The following is a 23,075-nucleotide window of genomic DNA, read 5'->3' on the forward strand; positions in this document are numbered from 1 at the left end:
ATCGAGAAAGATAACGAAGAGAATATAAGATGAATCTACGTCATACATTATGCTTGATTACTTTAGCGGTCTTATCTGGCTGTAATCAAGAATCGGCCAAGGAACCTGAACAACACGCGCCAAAACCTCAGACGGTTCAAGACCGAATCGCAGAAAAAAATGCTCAACAGTGGGAAGATGGTCGTGTTTATATCACAGAAAACAATTACGTTATTTATGACAAAGAGACGGGTAAACCTAAACACTTTATTTTTAAAGCTAAAGAATGGCCACGTGAAGATCTCACCAATGAAGGCTCTTATGATTTACCACGTGTAGTGTTTCGTTGGGATAACGCCCGAAATGAAGCGAAAGACCACTATGATCAAAGGGATAAAGTGTGGAGTATCAAAACGGATGGGACGGACTTGCGTCTGGTCGCAGATGAGTTTGTTGGCAAAGTTCGTCTAATGCGTGTCTCTCCAAATAATCGCTACTTGGCTTTGGCCTATTCGGCCTCAGAAGGGATGTTTAAAGTAATTAAAGATCTTAAGACGGGTGAGTATATTGAACTAGGTCGTTCACGTGGCTACCCAGAGTTTCTATGGGCTGAAGACAGCAGCTATCTTTACTACGTAGACAAGTTTAAAGACTGGAAGTACACCTTAGCGACAGGCGACAAACAGCAAGTAGACACAGAGTTTAATGAGTACTCCGTGATTTATGATGGCAAGCGTTATATGGTCGATGAATATGGGGTTGGTGTCTTTGATGAGCGCACGGGAAAGGAGCTTTACTCGATAGTGCCGGATAGTTCACGTTCTGCAGATGAAGCCCGTTTTCGTAAGAAATCAATTAGCCCAACGGGGCGCTATTCTTGGGCCGAAACTAGAACGCACCGTTATCTTATTGATACCCAAAGTAGAACCTTCCAATCAGAAGAAATCGTACCGCGAGCGGTAGGTAAACTGCGCTATTTTGAGATTTTGAGTAAAGATGCGAATTATGCTCGGGATGGAGCGGCACGGGCCATCCTCAGTAAACTAAAAGAAAATAAAGAATTTGGTTCTTATTTAAAATGGGAGCAAATAGGGACGGGCCACAGTGCCAGTAATTCTTCTCTTTACAATGCCTTTGCCAACAATGGTGATTTTGTTAAAGGGGATGAACTGTGAGCACTCATGATACCTGTAACGCGATACCTTTGCGTGCCAATTACTATTTGTTTGGTGCTTATTTTCCTGCAACTCAGGAGGGTAGAAAAAACGTCTATCCAACTTGGCACGAAGAGCCTAGCTTGCTTAAAAATAAAGACGTGACTAATCTTCGCCCGTTAGCGAAAGTGCCGATGCTTAACGTCACCGATAGCGATAGCCCTAAGCTTTGGGCTACCGACCATAAATTTAAGTTATGTTCACTGGGTAATGGAAAGCCAGATCAATATGGGGCTTTTGAGGTCCTGACACCAGAGCACACAATTCATGCTTTAGGTAGGGATCTACCCAAAGAGGGTGAGCAGACCTTCACTTTCCGCTTTCCACCCTTGCCTTTAATAGCTTCACTTTCTGAGTTAAACCCCAAAGAGTTAGCTACAAAAGTTGCAGATTTGAGTAGCCAGTTGGAAAACAGCGAAGCAAAACTCACCTTGACAGAGATCAGCATTGAACAACTGGCTAAGCCTTACGAACCAGCTGCGAACGGGGGGCTCAGCGAAGAACAGGCAGAATATAACAAGTGGTATGAAGATGTAACTGAATCGGGAGAGACACTAAAAGGCTTCGTTTTACCTGTTGTGGCGAGTTGCGCTGTGGTTTTTTCTGATCAAGGTTATGAAAGTGCGACGGTTACTTTGCAAAAATTTGACTCAACCAAAGAAGGTGGGGCATACAAAACGATAGGTTCTTCAGTACAAGCGGCATTACCTGAAGATGAGCATTCAGAAGAAAATGCTAAGCAATATCCATGCGCGATGTTTCATGTTGATCCTGCTGATTTTAAAGAAGGCTTATACAGTATCCGTGTCGAATTTATTCCAAGCCAGATGAAAAATGGCGTTCCACAGTTCATTAAAGACGCTCATATTCAGCAATTTTCTGAAGGCTTAGATACAGTCTACACTTACGAGCTACGTGAACAGATTACCTTTTCTTCAAGCACTCCGTTAGGGAAATTTGCTATTGTCAGTGGCGATATGATCTCCCTTGAGGAATCCTTGATTTATCAATACCCTCAGTACTTTGGAAATATGAAACATTATCTTCACGGTAATGTACAAGGTGTAACTGCCAATACGCCCGCTTCAAGAAGTATTGCGTTACTCAAGAATATCCGAGATGTGTCTGCTCAGCTAGGAGCAGGGCTGCTGAGCGGTAGCTTGCAAGACACTTTAGACCGTGATGGCCGCCAAGCGGTGTTTAATAACGTCTCGAAACTGTATTGGGATGCAGTTAAGTCCGAGATGCCGCCTGCGATGAAAGCGGCGGGCGAATTGTATTACGGTATTTACAGTACGAAAGAAGCGCTTGATAAGTTGCAGGAACTCCACACTCCAGCTATCGCGGGTGTTGGTTGGAAGGCGCTATTTCACGATAAGGTTTTTAACACCAATGAAGCTCGGTCAAGCGCACTAGCACTTTCTTTAGAATCACGTCTGGGTAACCGACGTGTGGTTGCCGGGCGAGTTGCGGAAGCTTGGCTTTCTGGTGGTAAAACCGTTGGTTTTAATGGCTTCGGAACGGGATTGACAGCACTTAGTTTGTATAAAAAAGCTAAACAGCTGGTTAATCAAAATAAAAAGGTTGATAAAGCAGAGCAAGGAACAGAAGAAGTTACAAAAGACTACCTTGCTCAAATTCCAGTTTGGAAGACAGCTAACCATATCCAGGAAGAAAAACTAGAACAGGCTTTAAAAGATGCGCGTGATCAATCTGGCAATCAGATTGACGCCATTCTCGTAAATAGCTCTAGAGGCGCAGGAATAAAAATAGAATTTGCCTTTAACTCGCGTGAAAAAGAGTTAAAGGATCATGCACCTATATTTAAACAGCTTGCTGCTTCTCTTGCCAACGTTTTAGAGAATGAGCCAAACCTTAGAGTAGAGATAGAAGGGCATGCTTGCCAAGTCGGTACCGAGAAAGCAAATATGCAGGTCTCGGCAGAGCGCGCAGAATATGCGAAAAAGCTGCTCATGAAGGAGTTCCCTGTTTTTGAAGGTCGTGTTTCGGTAGCCGCTTTTGGTGAAAGTAAACCTGTCTATGTTCCCAAACAAGGTGAAAAAGTCGACCGCAACAACCCTAATCTAAGACAAAACCGTCGGGTTGTAATCCGTATTTACCTGCAATCCCTGAACATATTCTTTCACCCCAGTCGCTATGGCTCGCATGCAATGGAACGCTCTAGGCTTGCTCTAGAAGCTGAGATGGTTGCGCAAGATAAAGCAGAAGTCGCACTGCGAATGGCGATTTTTGACAGTGTCGTTGACGTCGCTTCCTATATTCCTGCTATAGCTCCTGCGGCAAGAGGGTTTATGCTTGCCATAGAGGGTTCAAAGACAGCAATATCTGCGGTGAAAGTGATTGATAGTTTAATGTTGGACTCCTTCCTAGAAGAGTTAAAGCAAAGCCATGAGGTTGTCAGTGAGCTTGAAAGGCTGGCAAAAATACATATCGAGTTACTTAACGATTTGCGACGCAGTAAGGTAGATGTAGGTATTGAATGTAGGTCTTATCAGGAACTCATTACTCACCTTGAGAGCGAAGAAGTTCGTAAGGAGGTGTTAAAACGCTACCAACTACGAGCGCTTGCTATTAATGGCTTAGTGTTATTACTCGCTGACCTAGGATCTCAAACCAAACGGAATTCTAATATCTCGTTTAGGTTTTTGGTTGAGCGTTACAAGGTGAAGGAATACATTGAGAACTACATTTTGAGCGATGATTGGTCTGTACATACGATCAAAGGAAACACCTTAGCGGCTAACTGGAAGAACCGTTGTGATAACGAGTACTACACCGAATTATCGACAAAGATGCCACAAGGTGCGCAGCATTGGCCTGCTCCAATAACAACTAATAGCAAAGTTTCTCATCTCTCTATAACCGAAAACAGGGATAGCTTTAAAGCGTCAGGTGCATTTAATCAAATCTTCCCGATACAAACCATGTTGTTTGAACACCCAAATGAAACGATGTTTGATAACTTTACCGAGTCATTTAACCCGCAGGGAAGTGAGTTAAAGAAAGATGAAATCGGTTATTGTCGAATACTTGTTCAGTCAGCTCGTTATACTGAAAGTGATGAACCAGAATGGATGTCATATGATAGTTGGATTCAGCAATCTAGCAACAGTCGCCTAGGTCCATACGATAAAGTGAAAGTGCAGTTGATACTTAAAAAAGAACACAAGTATGCGAAGCCAGTTACGATTGGCTACGATCGCGTTGACGGGCTCGAAAATATTAAAGGCCCAGCTTTCAGTGACTGGATGCTGCCAATGAAGGTTAGTGACTTCAAAACTGATCCTGATGGGCGAATAAGTGCTTTTTACAAGCAACAGGGGATTGATGACGGCGCTACGTTGATTGCTATTGAGCATATTCCCTCATTCCGCTTCGGTGATGTGATGATCGACGGTATGAAACCAATGACCTCTAAAGCAAAGCTAATGTTCTCTGATGCAATGTTCAGTATGGCAGTTTCCGGAGCAGCGATATCGGGTCAGCCAAGCGACTATTTTGCAGAAGCGGATTCCTTTAAGCGCTATGTAAAAGGCGGAGGCTTCCAAAATATGCGTTACTGCTTGGGAATTAGAACAAATCAAGGGCAACATAGTTTTTATTTACCACAAGAGTACAGTCTGGGGCAGAAGTTTGATGATGCTGAAGATGAGTTGCAAATTGGCGCTTTAAGTACAGAAACTAGACTGGTTTTGCTTGATACCTACTTGGGAGAGCAGCAACTGCGTCTACGTGAACAGGACCTTATGGTAGAGAGCTTTACCTTAATGGCAGGTGAGGGAGACAAAAATACCATCCCTATACTTCATGGCATTAAACAGCAATTGGTGGCTATAGACACCAAAGCGTCTGGTTTGAACTTTTTCAGTGAAAGAAAGTGGTACCAATCGGCTGATAATATCTGGCGTGATGGTTTCTCATGGGGAAACAAAAAGAAAGACGATCCTGCCAGTATTTATGTACTGATTTTGGGTGAGAGTCATGAAAAAGCACTTTATGAACGTTTGGGTATGCCGTGGGAAGCAGTGAATATGTGTATTCAACTGGCGCTCGACGGAAATGATGGCAAGCCAGTTAAAGGTCCTCTTTACTTCACCGATATGTATCATATTGGTGAGTTTGCCTATAAAAACGAAGAATGGATGTTTACTGAATCTATTTCAGAAAACCATCGAGAACAAGTTGATGCCATGAGTGAGTTTATAGGTGAAGCTGTAGGTAGTCTCACTGAAGAGAATGAACTATCTAAGAGCAAAAACTATACGATGTACTGCATGAGGTTTAACTTGGAATATGTTGCACCAACGGGAGTTAGGTTAAAAGGTCTAAGACCGTTTGGTGGTGTAATTGGTGGTAAAGCGAACTTGGAGCTTTCGGTTGCTCATCTAAAACAAGTCGGATTAAATGGAGCTGATGACTATGATATTGGTCGTGATGCTGTAATTTCTATTCCTTCTTTAAATGCGGATAGTGCTTTGGCTGGTAATTTCTTTAGTGATATGCCTTGGTTAATTGAGAAAGAGTCGACAGAGGAAGGCGTAGACAAGTCTGCGGCTGAAACTTGGAAGCAGTATAACGAATCTCAACGCAAGAAATGGTTGAAAGATTGGATTGAGAAACAACCTGCGGTAACTCAAGCACCCAAGCCCTTGGAAAAGTCACTTGATAACCCTTCCTAGATGCAAAAAAACCGCCTTCGGGCGGTTTTTCTTTTCTTATGACTTCATACTGAATTTAGAATTTTCTTTTTAAGCCCCATCAACCCGCTGCAGAAATGTCGTATTTCTTCATCTTATGGTTGAGAGTGCTCATTGGAAGTGCCAATTGCTCGGCGGCCTTCTTGGTGTGCCAATTGCAGGCATTTAAGCAATCGATGATTATTGTACGCTCGTATTGGCTGACAACGTCCTTAAGGCTCTTTGAAACGTCTTCTAAATCCGCTTGTGCTTGCTGCTCGTAAGCAGGTTGCTCTGGGGTAGGTGAAGCTGCTTTCATGTCAATACTTGGTACATCTTCTGGGATTTGTTCGCCAAACTCAATGTGAGTAATGGTTTCAAAATCGGACAGTAGCACCGAGCGCTCAATGATGTTCTTAAGCTCACGCACGTTCCCTGGGTATTGGTAGGCAAGCAGCTGTTTACGTACATTGGCACTTAACCCTGGCGCTTGCGGCAAACCTAGCGTGTTGGTTGTGTGTTGCACGAAATGCTCAGCAAGGGGAATAATGTCTGACTTGCGAGCTCTCAATGGTGGTAATGTAATAGGGAACACATTCAAACGATAGAACAAATCGGCACGGAATCCGCCATCTTTGATTTGCTGCATAAGATTACAGTGGGTTGCGGCGATAACGCGAACGTCCACTTCAATCTCTTTGCTAGTGCCGATTGGGCGAACTTTACGCTCTTGCAGTACACGCAGTAACTTGGCTTGTAGTAGCATTGGCATATCGCCAATTTCATCTAGGAAAAGCGTGCCACCGTTGGCTGCTTCAAACAAACCGACTTTGTCTTTGTCCGCGCCAGTGAACGAGCCTTTCTTATGGCCAAAGAGTTCTGACTCTAATAACTGCTCTGGGATTGCGGCACAGTTCTGTACGATCAAAGGCTTTTCTGAACGGTTAGAGTTTTCGTGAATGTATTTCGCGATCACTTCTTTACCGGCTCCCGTTTCACCACGCAATAGAACGTCGACAGGGAGAGATAACACCTTATCAAGACGATTCAAAACATTGAGCATTTCTTCGCTCTCTGCAATAGGACCCTGATAGGTTTTTTGGGTACGCTTTTTGAGTTGAGTGTTCTCACGCATTAGGGCGTGATTGTCTGCATTGAGATTTTTAATCACTTGCCCGTATTGCTCTAACCACACAGCTTGGCGAATATTACTCGCGGCCATACGACAAAACTCAGTCAATGCAGTTTCATTGTCGATAACACTTAAATCGAGTAAGACTAACAGCCCAATGGTTTTGCTTTCGCTATCAATCAAAGGCCAAGCCAGTAAGTTCTCGCTTTTTAATCCCAGTGTCTGTTCTGTTTGATAGATGCTTTCGCAGTCATAGCCGTTGTACTTATACAACTCGTTAATCAACACCACTTCACCATTACGAATGGCAAAGTTGAATGGATCGTTCTCACTGGCTGAGTCTAACTGTAATGCTTCCCAAGGGTGGGAAACGATAGTTTTATCGTTATGGTGAGCGGTACTTGGAATCAACGCCTGCCCAGTCTGGTCCAAAACGTAAATGATGCCGTGCTTTGCGAGGGTCATTTGTCTCGCAGCGGTCAACACGGCATCCAAGGTTTGGGTAAGCTGGCTGCGATCAGCCAAAGACTGACTGATCGCAAGTAGGGCGTTACTAAGTTCGCTATGGTTAGCTGAACGCATAGGTTAGTGTTCCTTGCTCATCGACAGACACTTCGATTTGCGTATGTGAATCATCCTTGTCATGCACTAATAGCTGAGTCGATAGTTGCGGCAGTAACTGACGGTTGATGACCGCGTCGATGTTACGCGCGCCCGTTTCAGCAAGGCGACAGTTACCTAGTACGAACTCAACCAAGCTTTCTTCGTAGCTCAGAGACAACTTGTGATGGCTCTGTAGACGCTGAGAAACTTTGTTCAGCTTGTGGTGAATAATTTCTGTCATTGCTTCATCAGACAGCGGAACAAATGGTAGTACTGACATACGTGCCAACAGCGCCGGCTTGAAGTGTTGGTTCAAAGTAGGGCGAATAGCTTCTGCGATGATGTTTGCATCGATGTCTTTGGATTGATGAACCAAAGATTCGATCTCATGCGTCGCAAGGTTACTGGTCATGATGATCAGCGTGTTCTTGAAGTCGATTGTGCGGCCTTCGCCGTCGTTCAGCGTGCCTTTGTCGAACACTTGGTAGAACAGGTTCAACACTTCAGGGTCGGCTTTTTCCACTTCATCAAGAAGAACAACAGAATATGGACGTTGACGAACCGCTTCTGTCAGCATGCCGCCTTCACCGTAACCTACGTAACCCGGAGGTGAACCGATTAGGCGAGATACCGTGTGCTTCTCTTGGAACTCAGACATGTTAATGGTCGTCATAAAGCGCTCACCACCAAACATTTGATCAGCAATTGCACGAGCAGTTTCGGTTTTACCCACGCCACTTGGGCCAACCAGCAGGAATACGCCTGTTGGTGCGTCTGGGTTGCCTAAGCCTGCTTTTGCGGTTTGAATGCCTTCAGACAGTGCATCGATAGCGTATTCTTGGCCTTTGATGCTTTGTGTTAGGCTTTCTTTCAGTTTTAGCGTGGTTTCTGCTTCGTCTTGAAGCATCTTACCCATTGGAATACCAGTCCAGTCCGAGATCACATGGCTGACTTCATCTGGGCCCACTTCAAAGTGAACCAGTGGGTTGCCATTGCGGATTACATCTAGCTGTTCTTGGCAGCCCGAAATGGCAATGCGAACGGCTTCTTCATCCATTTCTGCATATGGAGAAACGTCTTGCTCTTGTTCTGAATCTTCGTCTGCAACAAGCTCTTCTTCGTTTGTTTCGCCAAAGACCAGTTCATGTAAGCGAGAGCGTAGAGCAATCATCTCTTGGATCTGCTCTTTTTCTTTGTGCCATTGCGCTTCTTGTTCTGCTAGCTCTTCTTTCGTTGTTTCCATTGCCAGTTTTAGGTCTGGAATGTTAGCAAGGCTGTGCTTGTCGCCAGTTTGCTGCAGAGCATCACGCTCAAGTGCTTCAAGCTCGCGCTGTTGAGCTGCAAGTTCTTGCTGCAGAGTCTCAACAGAAGCAGGAATGGCATTAAGGCTGATGTTCACTCGTGCACACGCCGTATCTAGTACATCGATCGCTTTGTCTGGCAGTTGACGGCCAGAGATGTAACGAGCAGAAAGTGCTGCCGCAGCAGTGATAGCATCGTCACGCACGTAAACGTTATGTGACTTCTCGTATGCTGGGCGCAGACCACGAATGATCAATGCTGCTTGCTCAGGAGACGGTTCGTCGAGTTTCACCAATTGGAAACGACGCGCAAGAGCAGGATCTTTCTCGAAGTACTTCTTGTATTCCGACCATGTTGTCGCAGCGATGGTTTTCACTTCACCACGCGCTAGGGCTGGTTTTAGCAAGTTTGCCGCGTCGCTGCCGCCCGCTTGGTTACCACCGCCAACAAGGGTGTGTGCTTCATCGATGAAAAGAATGATAGGGGTTGGCGAGTTTTTCACTTCATCCAATACTGCGTTTAGGCGTTTTTCGAATTCGCCTTTTACGCTTGCACCAGCTTGCAGAAGACCCATGTCCAGGCCGTAAAGCTCAACACCTTTGAGGTTGTCTGGTACGTCACCTTGTACAATCTTAAGTGCCAAGCCTTCTACTACTGCGGTTTTACCAACGCCCGGTTCACCAACAGCAATAGGGTTGTTTTTACGGCGACGAGCAAGAATGTCCACGATTTGGCGGATTTCTTGGTCACGGCAGAAAACAGGATCGATTTCGCCTTTGCGTGCTTTACCAGTGAAGTCTGTCGTGAACTTACTCAGTGCTGAACCATCCTCACGAGCTTGTGTTTTCTCTGAATTAGCAACTTGCGCCTCAATAGAGTGGCTTGTTAGTTCTGCAAAGTTACGCTTAAGGCTGTCAGGATTTACCGCCTCAAGGATAGAGGCGTAACCATGTTGGCCGTAACGGAGAGGGTTGCTAACAAGAGTAAGGAGTAGGGCGCCAGAGCGGATTTGTGTTTCGGATAGATCTAAAGAAGAAACCAGCCAGCTTTCTTGCAACCATTCGATTAATAAAGCAGAAAAAACAGGTTTGCTGCCATTTCCTTTGGCGTTGGTGTCGAGTGTGGATCGAACCGATTGTCTTAATAAGTTCTCAGAACAATCAAAATGACTTAATAAGACGTCAAAATCACTATTTGGCCTTTCTAATAGACTCAGTAAATAATGCTCAATTTGAACTTCGTTTGCTTTTTCAGAGACTGCAAGTGCAGCGGCGTCTTCTAATGCTACTTTTGCAATCGGGTGTAGACGCTGAATTAATGAAGAAAGGTTTATATTTATCATAGCCATTTTATTCTTTAGAGGAAAAGAGGTAGCGGCTATTATACTAAAAGTAATTGCGTTCTTTTTTTATCAAGATATTTTGACTATCGTTTGTTGGTTATTTTTAATGATTATTGTGACATTAATGTTTGTGGTTATTTTAATGGCGTTGTTATTCTAAATTAATTGATAGTAAAAGTGTCGGATTTATTAGTTTTAATGACTTTATTTACACGGTTTTATATGGTTATTTTCACTTTTTAAAGTTAGAACAATTTATTATTATCTTAATCCAACTTTTTGGTTTTTTATCCAATAAATTGTACTCAATATATTAGTGAACAATGCCTGGTATTATTTAAGTTGTTGTTTTTGTTTGATTTTTAAGGTTGGCACGGACTTTGATTATACCAACTAGTCGCGGTGATAAGCGATTTGGTGATTTAAACAAAACAGATTTTAGAAAAGGAAATAGCGATGCCAACTCCAGCATATATGTCTATCCAAGGTGAGACTCAAGGCCATATTACTAAAGATACTTACTCTGCAGATTCAGTAGGTAACACATGGCAAGAAGCTCACGTTGATGAGTTCCTAGTACAAGAACTTGATCACGTGCTAACTGTTCCACGTGATCCACAAAGTGGTCAGCCAACTGGTCAACGTGTACACCGTCCACTTGTTGTAACTAAAGTTCAAGATCGCTCATCTCCACTACTATTCAACGCACTAGTATCTGGCGAAAAACTTCCTGAGTGTGTGATCCGCTTCTACCGTACTTCAGTTCAAGGTAAACAAGAGCACTACTACTCAATCAAATTGATTGATGCGCTACTTGTCGATATCCAAACTCGTATGAACCACTGTCAAGACGCAGCAACAGCTGACCGCGTGACAGAAGAAGTGCTTAAGTTCACTTACCGTGCGATCGAAGTAACTCACGAAAACTGTGGTACTGCGGGTAACGACGACTGGCGTGCTCCACGCGAAGCTTAATTGCTCGTCGCGTAAAGATTCAGGGCCAACGATTGTTGGCCCTAATTCGATTATTTGTATCAGGTAAAAGATATGGTGAATGACGTAGAATTTAAATTTGAAGTGCCTGGATGTGGGCATGAATTTCGGGTTGAGAGCTTTCATGTTCATGAAGAGTTATCTAAGCCTTTCCACATCAATCTCTCATTACTTTCACTTGATCCAGATATCTCGTTCGATGAGTTAATACGTAAAGCAGGAACATTGACACTTTACGGACAAGGTGTTGGGGCTGCGCGTGTGTTCAACGGCGTGGTGAATGAAGTTCGTTACTTAGGGACTGGACGTCGTTTTTCTCGTTATCAATTAGTCTTGGTTCCTCAAGCTTGGTTCTTATCTCAGCGCCAAGATTGTCGTATTTTCCAGCAAAAGTCAGCGCAAGACATCATCACAGAAGTACTCGATGATGGAGCAGTCACCGATTACCGATTTGAAGTGTCGGGTACTTATCCTCCAAAAGAATACGTTCTGCAATACCGTGAGTCTGACTTGCACTTCGTGCAGCGTATGATGGCTGAACACGGTATGTGGTATTACTTTGACCATAGCGATTCAAATCATACGATGGTCATTGTCGACAGTAATGACGCGATTGCACCTTTGATAAGCTCGCCACTAAATGCTTCTTACATTGGGCCGATTGTTTATCATGCCGATGGTGGCGGTGTTGCCGATCGCGAACATATCTCTGATCTCGAGTTAGTTAACCGCGTTAGAACGGGACAGGTTACGTACACAGATTACAACTACGAACACCCTAAAATTCCACAAGAGATGACACAGGCTGGCGAGCTAGACCAAGATCTCAAGCAGTTTGATTATCCTGGACGATACGTCGACCCGCTGATGGGGCAGGTGAGAACCACGGAGTGGATGTCGGAACACATAGTCGATAATCAACAAGTGGAAGCAACGAGTGACGTAATGCGCTTAGCATCTGGTTACAGCTTTAACGTCAGTGACCACCCGCGTTCTGAGATTAACCGCGATTACCTCATGTTGTCCGTAATGCACACAGGTCAAGATCCGCAAGTGCATGAAGATGAAGCGAGTGGTATGCCAACCACTTACTACAACCAGTTCTCGTGTATTCCACGTGATGTGGTGTTTAAAGCGCCTAAACTAGCGGCACCAGTAGTGGATGGCCCTCAAACGGCGGTCGTTGTAGGACCAGAAGGTGAAGAGATTTACACCGACAAGCTTGGTCGAGTGAAAGTACAGTTCCATTGGGATCGCTACGGTGATAACAACGAGCATTCAAGCTGTTGGATTCGTGTAAGCCAATCCATGGCGGCGCCAACATGGGGCGCAGTTTATTTGCCGCGTATTGGCCACGAAGTCGTAGTAACTTTCCTTGAGGGGGACCCAGATCGTCCGTTAGTTACGGGCGCAGTTTACAACGGTTTGCATTTCCCACCGTACTCTTTGCCAGAAAACAAAACTCGTACCACGTTCCGCACGCAAACGCACAAAGGAACAGGTTACAACGAGTTGAGTTTTGAAGACGAAGCGAACCAAGAAGAAGTCTATATTCACGCTCAAAAAGACATGTCGACCAAGGTGCTCAACAACCGTTACCGTGATATCGGTCAAGATGAATTCTTGAAGGTTGCACGTCACCAAACGAATGAAGTTCATGGTGACCATAAAGAAACCATTCATGGGCATAAAACGACACAGGTAAACAGTACGTTTACGGAGACAGTCGAGCAAGACGTTACCGTTACATACAACGCGAACGAAGCCCAGTATGTGAAAAACAATTCTGACTTAGAAATTGGTGATAACCGTACGACTAAGATCGGTAAAAATGATGACTTAGATATTGGCGAAAACAGTAACCTTACTATCGGTGCGTCTAAGAGTTCAGATATTGGTGCGGATGATAACCAGACGGTTGGTGGCAACTTAACGGTATCAGTGAAAGGGAACACCGCTTATAAAGCTGATGGTGCAACGCAAATTATCAGTGGCGACAAGATTGTATTGAAAACGGGTGGTTCCTCTTTAGTGATGAACAGTGATGGTTCAATAAAGTTATCAGGCTCGGCTATTACGATCGAAGGCAGTGACAAAGTCGTCGTGAAAGGTGGCAACGTAGTGGTTAACTAACAATGGAAAAACAACCTCTTACAACAGAAGTAATATCAGAGCAGCAAGCCGAATCAACGGCTTGCTTTTCGCGTTTTGGAATAATAGTGGCTATCAATGAGTCTACGGGCAGTGTGCGAGTTGATTTTGATGGTAACCCATTTAAGCAGCCACTCACTGCGAGACTGGGACGTGGCTTTCGTCGTTCTGAACTGCAAATGGCTATCGATAATCGATTAAGTTGTCGAGTTGAGTTTTTGAACGACGACTTAAGCTTGCCTCTTGTGACGGACATTTTCTTCTCCATTCTGGATGACTCTGACGAGTTTGTATTGCGAGCGAAGAAGATGGTTATCGAGACAGAACAAGAGTTGGTAGTCAAAAGTGGTGAGACAGAAACTCGCTATAGCGGGCGCGATGGACGAATTACCACTAAAGCGAAGTACGTCACTTCTCAAGCAGAAAAAGCACAAAAAATTCAAGGCGGAACGATCGCAATTAACTAATTACCTAGCATTAGCTAATTTACGTCGAGTTAGCTAATTACTTTGTATTAACTAATTGCAATCGCGTTATGGCACGCTAATAACGGATAACTAGATGCGACAAAGAATCGGTGTCGAGCACCTAAAGGCACCCATAACCAATCAAGAAGTCGAAGGCGCGTTAGCAAAAGCTGATCGCGCTGTGAATGACCTTTCCCAGTTGCCAGTAACATGGCTGGATTTCTGTAATGAAAAGCTGTCCATTGCTTCTGAAAGTATCGGTTTTTTAATCAGGCAGCGAGTTCAAATTCACAAAAGGGGTTATCCAAGTAGTGAGTTGGCGTATCTCAAGCTGATCGAACGCCAAATTGAAGAACTGAAGCAGGTGTACTTGTCGTTTTATCGGCTAGCACCGGGGTTGATTCATCAGTTAAGAGGCCAGGAGCCAGAAATCTACAGCTGGCTGATGCTACAGGGCGAGTTGGGCTCAGAGTTGGATAACCTTTTGTGCGGATTGAGTTTACTCGAAGATATTGACGCTAAAACCGCAATGGTCATTGCCGTACAATCTCCGGTTGAATCTATGGATAGCACGCTTTCGGAGCTTATTGAGGGTAATGCGACATCCAGTGCGTTTTACTTTGAATGCTTACGTGTACGTCAAACATTAAGTGTTTCTCTCATCAAGCGCTGGCACAAAGCCAGCATCATTAGCTCTCATGTTGCTTTGCCACTGCTCGCTTTACAAGACGTGAAAGAGGGGATTGATTGGCTCAATGACAATGCAGGCAGCGAACAATATCTATTTGAACGTTTGATTACCAAACGTGACAGAGGCACTTGGTTCCGTCAGTGCTTTGGCATCGAACCAAATGGATTACCATCAGCGCAAGTGCTCACTTATGCCAAGTTACTTGAGTTAAAAGAGTTTGAGGCGTTTGATATCTCTTCTTCATTAGCACCTGTTGATTTTGCGCTGGGTGGTAATTGGAAACTGGTGCCCCAAATCATCGAGCACTTGGAAAGTCTGGAGGAAGCTGAAGGTGAAATTTGGCTTCAAGCCTTGTATGTCGTCTACGGAAAGCTTCTTCCTCTGACTCCGCAAGATGTTGGTGTCGAGTATGAATGGGAAGAGATCGTCGATCTGCTCAATGAGTGGGTGGAAGATGAAAAATACATCCAAAATCTACCAAGCCGCTTGGGTTACGCATTGAGCTTCGAGTCTACGTTAGCTGCGATGCAAGATGCTAACGTTGATGTGCTGTTCCGAGATTGGCTATGGCGTCAACTCTGTATTCAATCCAGAGCCTACGTGCCTTGGGATATGGCAATGCCGATTCATCAACAAGACTGGAACTTCAACAATTTAAAGGCCGCACCTTCTGCGAGCGAACGATTCAACTTAAGGAATAGCAATGCAGTTATGGGATATTGAGGCGCACCCTGAGCTATCACTTAAAGGTCGTTTTCAACGTGACGAAAACGGCGATGAAGTCTGGGTTGTAGTCGCCAAACGCACATGGCAATTCGATGGTGTGGTTTGGCACGAATTAGGTGAAAGTGAAATCTTCGATGATCCCCAATATTTGGGCGAAGAAGGCTTCTCTGCGATGAAAGTTGACCACGAGTTCGCGTATACCAAAGAAAACACAGATGTACTTGTTTACGGCAAAGCGCGCAGCTACGCGAAAAAGCCAGTGACATACCAAGAGTGTCGTGTGCTGATTGATGGTCATATCGATAAGACTCTCGCTATTCACGGGGAGCGAGTATGGGTTGAGCATGCTGGTAGTATAACGCTGAGCAACCCAGTCCCATTTATTGAAAAAGACATTGATTACACTTGCGCGGTAGGCGGTGATTTACGTAACCGAATAGGCGGTGGTGTTGCCGATTCCAACAAAGAATTGCTTGAACAGAAAGTACCCTCGATTTTTTATCCCCGAGAGGACTGGAGTGCCGCCGCGAAAAAACTACGCGTTGCGGGGTTCGGGCCAGTGCCTCCGTTCTTTGAGGCGCGCCAGAAGCTGGCCGGCACGTTCGATGACGATTGGATTGAGAATCGCAAGCCAATGTTGCCACTCGATTTTGATAAGCGGTTCTTCCAAAGCGCGCCTATTGATCAACAGTGCAAAGGCTTTCTTCGTGGGGGGGAGCGTTTGATGATGAGTGGTTTTTGTCATGATGACACGCTTTCATTTCGAATTCCTAAAGAAAAATACCGTGCGATCGCGACGTTTAAAGGTCAAAGTTATCAAGCTGATATGGCGATGTACACCTTATTCGTTGATGCGGAAAAGAAAACTATATCAATCAGTTACACGGCTGCGTTTCCTTGTCAGGGCAAGGAGCATTTGTTGGTGTCGACATCGATCACTAAGTTGGAAGAGGTAAGCGAGCATGCATAATTCAACAGGCCGTTACGTGCTAGGGATGGAAGTGATGACGCCAACCGGTATGAATTTAGATATTGCTAGTGCAGTTTCGTATGCTGATTTAGGAAGATTCGACCAATGTGTAGGGGATGATGGTATCGAGCGTTTTACTTACGCCAAAATCGAATACACCAAAGAAAGTGAGCAGTTTGAGAAAACGTGTGAGTTAATCACCCACTTGCTTGATTCATTGTTAGCACAGTTACCACGTTCATTGAGACCAATACCTTTGCTTATAGCTGTGCCTGCGTCTGTTTCACTAGTAAAGGTGCAAGAATGGCTTGGTGAAAGTAACTATGCTGAATTTCTCTCTGTGGTGAATGCTGTTCATGCCAGTGGGCCCAGTTTCGTTCTCCAGGCCATGAAATCATTGGATAAATATGATGCTATGATGTGTATCAGTGTCGATTCCTTGGTGAGTTCGATGCAAACACTCATCGACGATGCGATGGTAATGAGTACCAATAATCCATGGGGCGTTATTCCGAGCGAGGGTGGGGCGGGTTTAATTCTTTGTCGAAAAAACACCGTAGAAACATTGAAACTTAAGCCTCAAGCGCAGCTTGGCTACATTGATACGGAATTAAACACTTCAGACCGAAGAGGCATGTTTCGACTTGTTCAACGTGCGAGTAAAAAGCTCGATTCATTTGGTGAAGTGTATTCCGATATGACGAACCTGCGCATGCATTCGGAAGATTACGGCTTTGCTCTGGGGGCGAAAGCAGAACGATTCACGAACCCAGAACAACCGCAGCTTATCAATGAGTTGTGGGGCACAATGGGTAGTTGTTCTTCTCTCGCTTTAATTGCCTTTGCGGTCAGAGAGCACCACTTTAAGCAACCAACTACATTGTTAATGTTCGACTTTCATGGTGACAAAGGAGTTCTCCAATTACTGCAATGTTAGTGGGCACTCATCGATCAAATGGCAATGAAAATATACTCATATTATTAGGTTGAAGTTTGTAACACGAAAAAGCGTATAACTCATGCAGTGAAAGCGTAAGTAAAAAGGTCTAATAAGTTAGTAATAATAACTAAAATAATAGGCTTACTGTTTGTTTTAAATACCAACCTTGATACAAGTACGTTCAAGAAAATATTATTCAACTCTAATAATATTTATTCTATGAAAGAGTACTAAGTGTCTAATAATCAGAGTACAGCCAAAGGATATATCGATCAGTTGGTTGTTAAAGCTATTGAGAAAAAGAAACTGAATGAGCAAAGGCTAGCAGAAAAAAATAAGCCGAAGCTTGAGTACGTGCTTTTTTCACAGTTTGATGTATTAGACAAGCTTCCTTCTAAAAATGGTAAGACAACGGTTTACCATCTTGCAAAAAAAGGGCAGCCAGAGAAGCAAATCTGTTGCAAAGTTATCAATGATGACTCGCCAGAATTTGCGAGCAAAATGTTGATTAACGAAGCGAGCAGGCTGGAGCTTTCTCAACACCCTAGCGTGGCTAACTTTGTAAAAATCGGCAACGAATTCGAACGCCCATATTTGATGTACGAGTGGATCCAAGGTGAATCACTGGCAGAAAAAATGGAGCGTCATTCTTCTAAAGGCTTCCGCCACGACCACATCGCTTGGTTGGTGTATCAACTCGCTGGCGCTCTAGAGTTTATGCATACAAGAGGTATCTGCCATCTTGATATTAAACCATCTAACGTATTAGTGAGTGAAGGCGATTACGTTAAGCTCATTGATTTCGGCGCTGCTCGTTACATTGGAGAGACAGAACCTTACGCAGAAGCAAGCTTGAGCTACGCTTCCCCTCTTTATATAGAAACTGGCATCGCGGAACCGCAAGATGATGTTTACTCTCTCGCTTTGCTCGCTGGACACCTATTTTTAGGATCAATATTTGGTGATGCTTGGAATAAGCAGTTAAAAGATCGAAAGCGTCCGGCTTTGATCCCGGCTCATATTTGGAAATTGCTGAAAGAAGTCATCAACAAACCAAGAGGGCATGGCTATACCGCTATTTCTTTTGCTCAACAGTTAGCGCGAATCGATACGCAATCAATTAGCTCAAATTCTAACGCACCAATTTTCAGTAGCTTGCGTAACGCGGACTTGCTGCTTACACACTGTAAGCCAAATGATAAAACGGCGTATGGTCGCTTTAAGATATTAGAGGCGAGCTTAGTGTTGAGTGTGCTGGCAACAGCAGGAAGTTATTTGTATCAACAGAATAAAGATCAATTGGATGCCATTTTTTCCCGAGGTGTCACTACTGTAACTCACGTTATTACGCCCTCTGAAACGGCTTCTTTTTTGGCTCAGCCTCCATGGAAAATCAAAGAAGAATTGTCTCAAGCTACTCAGAGTATTGATATGACAGTAGCTTATCGAACAGCATATCAAGCTCAGCAGTTAAGCCTCTCGAATTTATATGAAGAAAAACAGGCTCAGTTAACGTCGTATCAATCGTTAGCGGATGGCTTACCAATGGCATTAGTCGAATTACGTAAGGAGCTTGTCACCTTGCGAGAAACCCTTGTTAGTGACGGTGCTCTGTTTCCATATGCGGATGAGGCGTTGACTAAAGTGATGTCTGGGTTAAATGTCGCGTCTATCGATTCCATGAAAGTATCTGCCATAGCTGGCAGTCGAGATAAGCAGATTGCTCGCTTAATTTTAGATGGTGAAGCTAAGCTCGCAGAAAATGAAATGAAAGAGACATGGTTGTTAAACCAGTCACAAGCCTATTTCTACAACCAAATCTTACCAAAGGCTGTGATGGAAAATATTAATGACTCCATCGATAAACATGCAGAGGCGCACTTTTACACCAAAGCAATTGAAGAAGCCGAATTAGCCAAAGCCTACTTCGGTAATACGCCAGAACTAGACAAAAAAATAAAGGATTTAATCGTCGCAAGAAGCGAATTTATTTTGTTTAGCACCGTGATGGAGCAATCCGTTTACGACAAACAAAAGCTACATGAATCCCTTGCCGATTTAGAACGGAATGCACCAAGTAAATTTACAGAAATCACGAAAATTCTAGATAGCATGGCGTCAGATGCGATTGAGCAGAGCCATCGATTATCTAAGCCAGCAAATGGCGCAATTGCGGTAGCGCGTGCGTTGAGAGATTACTTGACTGAAGGAGACGTGAATTTTGTCCAACATTGATATCGATCGTCTGCTTAATCCTATTTCTGATGAATCTCCAGTGGGAAACGATGCCCGTTACGAGTTTTGCTACGAAATGATGGAGTCCGAAGTGAAGAAATTCGGTTCCTTGTTTGGCGAAACAGTAGATTGGAGCGTGGTAAAAACGCACGCGACTGAAGTTCTAGAGCACCACAGTAAAGACTTAAAAGCCATTTGTTACCTCGTTCGCGCGCTAACAGAAGAGTTTGGTCTGCAAGGCTTTGAACAAGGTCTAAAGCTGCTTAGTGAGGCGTTAAGTCGCTTTGGCGTTGAATTGTATCCTTCGCGAAAGCGGGGTCGAGATGGCGCGGTCGAATGGTTGAACCATCAGTTTAAACTGGTCAGCAGCAAGTTAGCGGAAAGCGCTCAGTCATGGGATTTGGTATCAAACTGCATTTCGACTATTGAAGAAGTGCAGCGCCAGTACGACGAGGTTTACCAAGACTCAGAAGCGGATTTCTTTGAGATTCGCACTCAACTCAATGTTTTATCTCAACAAGCGGCGGCTGATGAGCAGAGCGATGATTCAGTCGTTAACGTTGAACAAGCGGCGCCTGCACCAGCTACGCAGTCTGCTGCCGAAGAAACGCCAGCGCAGAATGAAGTGCAAACCGCACCGGTGAAGGCGGTTCCGCCGGCCCCTAAACCTGCGCCAGTTAAGAAAGCGGTAGCAAAAGAAGTCGATGTCGATACGGACTTCTCTTCGCCTACGGCTTCTAAGCGCACCTTGAAGAAGGTTGCGGAAGTCATGCTTCATGCGAACCCAAGTGATCCGCTGGCTTACCGGATTTATCGTCATCTGACTTGGGATGACATTGATGGTCTACCCGACCACCAAAATAATCAAACGCCTTTGAGCTTGGCAGTGTCGTCCGATCAACAAGCGGAATACCGAGATAAAGCTGAACAAGAAAGCGACATCGACACCATTAAGCGTTTGGAGCGCACATTAACGGATGCGCCGTTTTGGCTGACGGGCCATTACTTCGTGTATTCGATGCTTAATAACTTGGGCTTTGATGATGCAGCGCTTGCTGTGAAACAAGAAGTGACGCGTTTTGTTGAATCGCTAGAGGGCATCGAGCACCTCTCATTTAAGAATTCTATACCATTTGCAGATGAAGCGACCTTGAGCTGGTTATCGACTCAAGATACTACTTCTTCGACTTCTCAACCCGTTGTTCAAACGGTTGTGATTTCGCAGGAAGACTCGCTGCCAATGGAGGATATCACTCTAGAAAATCTAGGGGAATGTGCCGCAGAGCTTGCCCACAAACTTGAGCTGGATAGCTCGGGACGAGGGCAGTTCATGCTGTATTTACAATTGATAGCAGCTTACCAGTCTGTTGGATTATACCCGTTGTGTTTGCCGTATCTTGAGAAGGGGTGGGAAGTACAAAAAGCGTTTAATCTCGCGAGCTGGGAACCCCACTTATCGTCACAGTTAGAAGACCTAATTCGAAAAACACTCCATCGGTTATTTGGAAGCAAGGATCTTCTACCTGAGAAGTATGAAGAGTGGAAAGCAATTTACGACTAATTAAAGAGTTAGATAAGGAACGAATTATGTCACGTGACGGCTCGGTGGCTCCTAAAGAGCGAATTAATATCCGTTATGTTCCAGCAACTGGCGATACGCAAGAAGACGTAGAGCTGCCGCTAAGCATGATGGTAGTTGGCGACTTTACTGCGCGTGCAGATGAGACACCAATTGAAGAACGTACTCCAATTAACATCGACAAAGACAACTTTAACGAAGTGCTAGAGGGCATGTCTCCAAACGTTAAAGTCAACGTTGAAAACCGTCTTTCTGATGAAGAAGGCGGCCAGATTGGTGTTGATCTGACGTTCCAAAACATGAAGGACTTCTCACCTGAAGCGATCGCGAAAAGTGTACCTGAACTAAACAGCCTACTTGAGCTTCGCGAAGCCTTGGTTGCACTTAAAGGTCCTCTAGGAAACGTGCCTGCGTTCCGTAAGAAGATCGCATCGGTTCTTCAAGATGAAGAAGCGAGAAAGAAACTGTTGGATGAACTAAGCATTGGCAACGACCAAGACGCGAAAGAAGAGTAAGGGATATCATGTCTGCAGAAGCACAAGCGCCAGAACAAGAAGCAGCCTTAGTTGAATCAGGCTCACTTCTGGATAGCATTCTTAACGAAACACGTTTAAAGCCAAGTGATGAAGGTTTTGACGTTGCAAAACGCGGCGTAGAAGCATTCATCAGTGAGCTACTAAGCAGTTCGAACACAGAGAAAGTCGACCAATCTCTGGTTGATCTGATGATCTCTGAAATCGACCAAAAATTGTCTAAGCAAGTTGATGCAATTCTTCACAACGAAGAAGTTCAAGCGATTGAATCAACGTGGCGTGGCCTTAAGTACCTGGTTGATCACACTGACTTCCGCGAGAACATTCAAATCGAACTGATCTCTGCGAAGAAAGACGAAGTTCTTGATGACTTCGAAGACGCTCCAGAGGTGGTGAAGTCTGGCCTGTACAAGCAAATCTACACACGTGAATACGGCCAGTTCGGTGGTAAACCTGTTGGCGCCGTCATTTGTGATTACGCTATGTCTGCCTCTTCGCCTGACATCAAACTGATGGAATACATGGCGAACGTAGGCGCAATGTCTCACGCACCATTCATCACGTCGGCATCGGCTAAATTCTTTGGCCTAGACAGCTATGAAGAGCTGCCAAACCTAAAAGATCTGAAGTCTGTATTCGAAGGTCCACAGTACGCGAAATGGCGTGGTCTGCGTGAGCACGAAGATGCACGTTACCTAGGTCTATGTACGTCTCGCTTTATGTTACGTACGCCTTACTCTGTAGAAGATAACCCAATTAAGGCGTTTGACTACGATGAGCAAGTGACAGACAGCCATGATAACTACCTATGGGGCAACTCAGCGTACGCGATGGCGTCTAAGATCAGTGAATCATTTGCTAAGTACCGTTGGTGTCCGAACATTATTGGTCCTCAAAGCGGTGGTACTGTACAAGATCTACCGGTTTACAACTTTGAAGCTATGGGTCAAATCGAGACTAAGATCCCAACCGAGATCCTGGTTTCTGACCGTCGTGAGTATGAGCTAGCAGAAGAAGGCTTCATTGCGCTAACCATGCGTAAAGGTTCTGACAACGCGGCGTTCTTCTCTGCAAACTCTGTTCAAAAGCCGAAAGTGTTTGCGAATACGCCGGAAGGCAAACAAGCCGAGATGAACTACAAGCTAGGTACTCAGCTTCCTTACATGTTCATTATCAACCGTTTAGCGCACTACATCAAAGTGCTACAGCGTGAGCAAATTGGTTCTTGGAAAGAGCGTTCTGACCTAGAAATCGAATTGAACAAGTGGATTCGTCAATACGTTTCTGACCAAGAGAACCCGCCAGCGGAAGTTCGTGGTCGCCGTCCGCTTCGTGCTGCGAAGGTTGAAGTATCAGACGTAGAAGGCGATCCAGGCTGGTACAAAGTATCGATGTCTGTACGTCCTCACTTCAAGTACATGGGCGCAAGCTTCGACTTGTCTCTAGTTGGTAAGCTAGACCAATAACCCATTACTGAAACCATCAAGCAGCCAGTGAAGACTGGCTGCTTTTTTCGTAGGA

14 protein-coding genes are annotated in these 23,075 nt (G+C 44.6%); 12 read left to right on the forward strand and 2 right to left on the reverse strand.

What is annotated here, in order from left to right; translation table 11 throughout:
• Nucleotides 1-29 precede the first annotated feature (29 nt).
• Both R7035_RS09130 and R7035_RS09135 read left to right on the forward strand, forming a co-directional pair.
• The gene (locus tag R7035_RS09130) at nucleotides 30-1,154 is read left to right on the forward strand and encodes a Tricorn protease domain-containing protein (RefSeq protein ID WP_151515697.1); all 1,125 of its coding nucleotides are present in this window, start codon (nucleotides 30-32) and stop codon (nucleotides 1,152-1,154) included.
• Nucleotides 1,151-5,893: an OmpA family protein gene (locus R7035_RS09135; protein WP_318146102.1), complete on the forward strand. Its 4,743-nt coding sequence runs from the start codon at nucleotides 1,151-1,153 to the stop codon at nucleotides 5,891-5,893. Before R7035_RS09130 ends, R7035_RS09135 begins: the two co-directional genes overlap by 4 nt.
• A 79-nt stretch (nucleotides 5,894-5,972) precedes the next feature.
• On the opposite strand, the gene R7035_RS09140 is transcribed toward R7035_RS09135, so the two are convergent.
• Nucleotides 5,973-7,604: a sigma-54-dependent Fis family transcriptional regulator gene (locus R7035_RS09140; RefSeq protein WP_186585420.1), complete on the reverse strand. Its 1,632-nt coding sequence runs from the start codon at nucleotides 7,602-7,604 to the stop codon at nucleotides 5,973-5,975.
• A complete protein-coding gene (gene tssH / locus R7035_RS09145) occupies nucleotides 7,591-10,269 on the reverse strand; it encodes a type VI secretion system ATPase TssH (protein WP_213972695.1) in 2,679 nt (892 codons plus the stop codon). Before tssH ends, R7035_RS09140 begins: the two co-directional genes overlap by 14 nt.
• A 456-nt stretch (nucleotides 10,270-10,725) precedes the next feature.
• Here tssH and R7035_RS09150 point away from each other — a divergent pair, with 456 nt between their 5' ends.
• The 10 genes from R7035_RS09150 to tssC all read left to right on the forward strand — a co-directional run bounded on the left by R7035_RS09150 (nucleotide 10,726) and on the right by tssC (nucleotide 23,020).
• Entirely contained in the window at nucleotides 10,726-11,244 is a 519-nt protein-coding gene (locus R7035_RS09150; RefSeq protein WP_005373415.1) for an Hcp family type VI secretion system effector, read from the forward strand.
• Nucleotides 11,245-11,316: 72 nt separating this feature from the next.
• Nucleotides 11,317-13,395 (forward strand): type VI secretion system tip protein VgrG, encoded by a 2,079-nt coding sequence (gene tssI, locus R7035_RS09155; protein ID WP_005373412.1) that lies wholly within the window; start codon nucleotides 11,317-11,319, stop codon nucleotides 13,393-13,395.
• A gap of 2 nt (nucleotides 13,396-13,397) precedes the next feature.
• On the forward strand, nucleotides 13,398-13,880 hold the full coding sequence (locus R7035_RS09160) for a hypothetical protein (protein WP_064376245.1): 483 nt from the start codon (nucleotides 13,398-13,400) through the stop codon (nucleotides 13,878-13,880).
• A 94-nt stretch (nucleotides 13,881-13,974) separates the two neighbouring features.
• Nucleotides 13,975-15,294, forward strand: coding sequence for a hypothetical protein (locus R7035_RS09165; RefSeq protein ID WP_064376246.1), 1,320 nt, complete (start codon nucleotides 13,975-13,977; stop codon nucleotides 15,292-15,294).
• A complete protein-coding gene (locus R7035_RS09170) occupies nucleotides 15,275-16,267 on the forward strand; it encodes a DUF2169 domain-containing protein (RefSeq protein ID WP_053307562.1) in 993 nt (330 codons plus the stop codon). The genes R7035_RS09165 and R7035_RS09170 overlap by 20 nt, the downstream gene beginning before the upstream one ends.
• Nucleotides 16,260-17,204: a hypothetical protein gene (locus tag R7035_RS09175; RefSeq protein WP_033906406.1), complete on the forward strand. Its 945-nt coding sequence runs from the start codon at nucleotides 16,260-16,262 to the stop codon at nucleotides 17,202-17,204. The genes R7035_RS09170 and R7035_RS09175 overlap by 8 nt, the downstream gene beginning before the upstream one ends.
• A gap of 237 nt (nucleotides 17,205-17,441) precedes the next feature.
• Nucleotides 17,442-19,442 (forward strand): serine/threonine protein kinase, encoded by a 2,001-nt coding sequence (locus R7035_RS09180; RefSeq protein WP_033906407.1) that lies wholly within the window; start codon nucleotides 17,442-17,444, stop codon nucleotides 19,440-19,442.
• Entirely contained in the window at nucleotides 19,429-21,003 is a 1,575-nt protein-coding gene (gene tssA, locus R7035_RS09185) for a type VI secretion system protein TssA (RefSeq protein ID WP_262651167.1), read from the forward strand. The genes R7035_RS09180 and tssA overlap by 14 nt, the downstream gene beginning before the upstream one ends.
• Before the next feature lie 26 nt (nucleotides 21,004-21,029).
• A complete protein-coding gene (gene tssB / locus R7035_RS09190; RefSeq protein WP_005373381.1) occupies nucleotides 21,030-21,536 on the forward strand; it encodes a type VI secretion system contractile sheath small subunit in 507 nt (168 codons plus the stop codon).
• An 8-nt stretch (nucleotides 21,537-21,544) separates the two neighbouring features.
• Nucleotides 21,545-23,020, forward strand: a complete 1,476-nt coding sequence (gene tssC / locus R7035_RS09195; RefSeq protein ID WP_005373378.1) for a type VI secretion system contractile sheath large subunit — start codon at nucleotides 21,545-21,547, stop codon at nucleotides 23,018-23,020.
• The last annotated feature ends 55 nt before the right edge of the window (nucleotides 23,021-23,075 follow it).

The organism is Vibrio sp. 1731, from assembly GCF_033339955.1.
Lineage (GTDB): Bacteria > Pseudomonadota > Gammaproteobacteria > Enterobacterales > Vibrionaceae > Vibrio > Vibrio alginolyticus.

Bases quoted from the DNA above. Each gene is read 5' to 3' on its own strand.
- R7035_RS09130 (WP_151515697.1), top strand. From the start codon at position 30: ATGAATCTACGTCATACATTATGCTTGATTACTTTAGCGGTCTTATCT.
- R7035_RS09140 (WP_186585420.1), bottom strand. From the start codon at position 7,604: ATGCGTTCAGCTAACCATAGCGAACTTAGTAACGCCCTACTTGCGATC.
- tssH (WP_213972695.1), bottom strand. From the start codon at position 10,269: ATGATAAATATAAACCTTTCTTCATTAATTCAGCGTCTACACCCGATT.
- R7035_RS09150 (WP_005373415.1), top strand. From the start codon at position 10,726: ATGCCAACTCCAGCATATATGTCTATCCAAGGTGAGACTCAAGGCCAT.
- tssI (WP_005373412.1), top strand. From the start codon at position 11,317: ATGGTGAATGACGTAGAATTTAAATTTGAAGTGCCTGGATGTGGGCAT.
- R7035_RS09160 (WP_064376245.1), top strand. From the start codon at position 13,398: ATGGAAAAACAACCTCTTACAACAGAAGTAATATCAGAGCAGCAAGCC.
- R7035_RS09165 (WP_064376246.1), top strand. From the start codon at position 13,975: ATGCGACAAAGAATCGGTGTCGAGCACCTAAAGGCACCCATAACCAAT.
- R7035_RS09170 (WP_053307562.1), top strand. From the start codon at position 15,275: ATGCAGTTATGGGATATTGAGGCGCACCCTGAGCTATCACTTAAAGGT.
- R7035_RS09175 (WP_033906406.1), top strand. From the start codon at position 16,260: ATGCATAATTCAACAGGCCGTTACGTGCTAGGGATGGAAGTGATGACG.
- tssB (WP_005373381.1), top strand. From the start codon at position 21,030: ATGTCACGTGACGGCTCGGTGGCTCCTAAAGAGCGAATTAATATCCGT.
- tssC (WP_005373378.1), top strand. From the start codon at position 21,545: ATGTCTGCAGAAGCACAAGCGCCAGAACAAGAAGCAGCCTTAGTTGAA.